A 2556-nucleotide genomic window follows, 5' to 3' on the forward strand; every position below is an offset into this window, starting at 1 on the left:
TCCGCCGGCGGCGAGCACCGGACAGTCTACGGCCGCAACGACCTGCGGCAGAATCTCTCCGAGTGGCGTGCCGCTGCGTACGTGTCCACCGGCTTCGCATCCCTGAGCGATGATGACTTGCGCGCCAGCCCGTCTCGCGGCGACCGCTTCTGCCACTGAGCCGACCTGGCAAACGACCACAATCCCAGCAGCTCGCAACCGAGCGACGGCCTCCGACGATAGATCCCAGAACAGTGCCACGACCGGGACTTGGAGTTCGATGCAGGCTTGAATCTGCGCGTCGAGCAGAGCGGTTGGCGTGGCCGCCGGGATCAAATTGACGCCGAATCTCTGTACGCCATTCTTTCGCATGGCCTGCACTTCGTTGCGAATCAGTTCGACCGGTTCGCGCACCATGCCGAGAAAGCCGAATCCGCCTGCCTGAGCGACGGCGGTGGCCAGCTCCGACCTCGCGACGCCGCCCATGCCGGCAAGTACCAGCGGATAGGTGCAGCCAAGAAGCTCACAGACCGGACGATGGAGCGAGATCGTCATGATGACTTCCGGAGGCGAAGGGGATCTAACGATACTCCTTCTGTCGAATGATGATCGCCCCGTCGTGGCGCTCCACGATAAGCCGCTCGTCGCGTGCCAATGAATCGACCAGCGAGCTGGGGTCGCGTGCGTCGAAAACGCCGGAGAATTGCCGGGCTTGGAGTGCAGCGCCTTGCAGCTCGATCTGCGGGCTGCGGTTGTAGCGGTTGAAGTCCTCGACGATCTCGGCAAGCGTGTCGCCGCTGAACACCAAGGTGCGATCGCGCTGACCGACGCTGTTCGCCTCGGCAGCGACGCTGCGGTCCAGAACCGTTCCGGTCGCCATGATTTTCACTTCCTCGCCGGCCGTGAGAATGCGCTCTCCGGCGTCGAGGGCTTGATCGTCCACGGCCACGCGACCTTTCAGCACCGAGACCGTGACGCTACTGCTGCGGCGATTGACTGCGAACCAAGTGCCGAGCACTTTGACCATGGTGGAATCGCTATCCACCAGGAACGGCCGGCTCGGGTCGTGGGTGACTTTGAACAGTGCTTCGCCTGAGTCCAGATGCACTTCGCGAACCCCTGCAGACATGCGCACCGAGACGCTTGATAGCGGGCTCATCTCGATGGTCGAGCCGTCTTCCAACTCGAAGGCACGCTGCTCGCCGATGGCGGTGGCATAGCGTTGCCACGATCCTGGGCCCGTCGTCAGCCACCAGGTGCCGACCCCGATTAGTAGAGCTGCGGCCAGGCCGGCAGCCGGGCGCCAGACATCGCGCCGAGTCCAAGTGGACTTTGTCACGAATGGCGCGGCGGATGGGCGAGGCGCCTGTTCCATGTCGCGCAAAGGAATCACGTTGCCGTTGGCTTTGGCGAGCAATGAGTCGACGTCGAAATCCTGTAGATCCAGATCGCCGATCTCTTTCTCTAGCGCCGACAGCAGCAGGAATTCCTTTGCATGCTGTGGCGAGGCGCGCAGCCACGCGATGAACGCGGCCCGGTCCTTTTCGGTGGCGTGTTCCAGTCGCCCGATCCAGCGGGCGGCTTCCTTGGAAATGCCGGTGTCGGCAATGTGTGGCTGCGTGGGCATTGGCGTCAGCGATCCCATTCCATCTCGCGCAACAGGCTGCGCGCTTGCGTAATGTAACTTTCGATCCGTCGCGCGGAGAGATTCAGTTTGCTGCCGATCTCTTCATAGGAATAGCCGTCGCGTTTATGTAGCAGGAACACGGCCAGGTGCAACGGCGGCAGGCGCTCGAGGGCAGCGCGCAGCTGTTTTTGCACATCCAGCCGATCGACCATTTCGTCCCGAGACACTTCCAGCGGGCGCTCCGCAGCCTGTTCCAGGGTGTCGGAGTCGAACACCACTTGATCCTTGACCCGGCCCCGCATCCGGAACTCGAAAATCACGTGCGAGGCGATGCCAAACAGATAAGCGCGCGGCTTTTCGATGAACTCGGCATCGTCGATGCGGGACAGGCGCATGAACACTTCCTGCGCCAGGTCCTCGGCGTCCTCGGGGCGCCGTAGCCGGCGCAGCAGGAACCGATGCAATTCGCCGGCATAGTTCTCGAAAGCCGCAGCGGCGAAGCTGGCGGCTCGGGGTGTGTCTTCGGGCTTTGACCCCATCAGTTGAATCCGGGCGGTACTTACCTGGAAGCATAGTGTGTGTGACGCCCCCTTTTTCCCGCCCTTCGGCAGAAATTTTTTGCTTTTTAGTGAGGGGCACGGGATTTTCCGACGCGGCCACGCACTCAGCAGCCAAACGGCCTGATTTCAGGCCGGGCGTCGAACAACATATAGTCTGGGGAGACACATGAACCGCCTGTCGCACGCACTGCTGGCTCTTGGCCTGACCACGAGCTTTTCACTGAGCCTCGCTGCTGGCGCGGCGCCGGCCGCACCGGTGTCGCTGAGCATCGCCGCCCAGCCCATGGAAATCGCGCTCCAGAACTTCGCCAAGCAGAGCGGGCTGCAGGTGATTTTCGCCACCGAGCTGACTCGCGATCTGCGCGCCCCGGCCGTGCAAGGCAGCTTTAC

The 2556-nt window shown here is 62.6% G+C and carries 4 protein-coding genes; 1 reads left to right on the top strand and 3 read right to left on the bottom strand.

Annotated features, from left to right (window positions below):
• The 3 genes from JNL55_RS14180 to JNL55_RS14190 form a co-directional block, all read right to left on the bottom strand.
• Window positions 1-534 (bottom strand): nitronate monooxygenase (locus JNL55_RS14180; RefSeq protein WP_293854205.1); only part of this gene is annotated, 534 nt, incomplete at its 3' end.
• Window positions 535-559: 25 nt separating this feature from the next.
• Entirely contained in the window at window positions 560-1606 is a 1047-nt protein-coding gene (locus JNL55_RS14185; RefSeq protein WP_293854210.1) for a FecR family protein, read from the bottom strand.
• Between the two features lie 5 nt (window positions 1607-1611).
• Window positions 1612-2145 carry an RNA polymerase sigma factor gene (locus JNL55_RS14190; protein WP_293854213.1) on the bottom strand — a complete coding sequence of 178 codons (534 nt, stop codon included), beginning with the start codon at window positions 2143-2145 and terminating at the stop codon, window positions 1612-1614.
• A 187-nt stretch (window positions 2146-2332) separates the two neighbouring features.
• On the opposite strand from JNL55_RS14190, the gene JNL55_RS14195 reads away from it, so the two are divergent.
• A partial coding sequence (locus tag JNL55_RS14195) for a hypothetical protein (protein WP_293854216.1) occupies window positions 2333-2556 on the top strand: 224 nt, incomplete at its 3' end.

Source organism: Steroidobacter sp., assembly GCF_016790065.1.
GTDB lineage: Bacteria > Pseudomonadota > Gammaproteobacteria > Steroidobacterales > Steroidobacteraceae > Steroidobacter.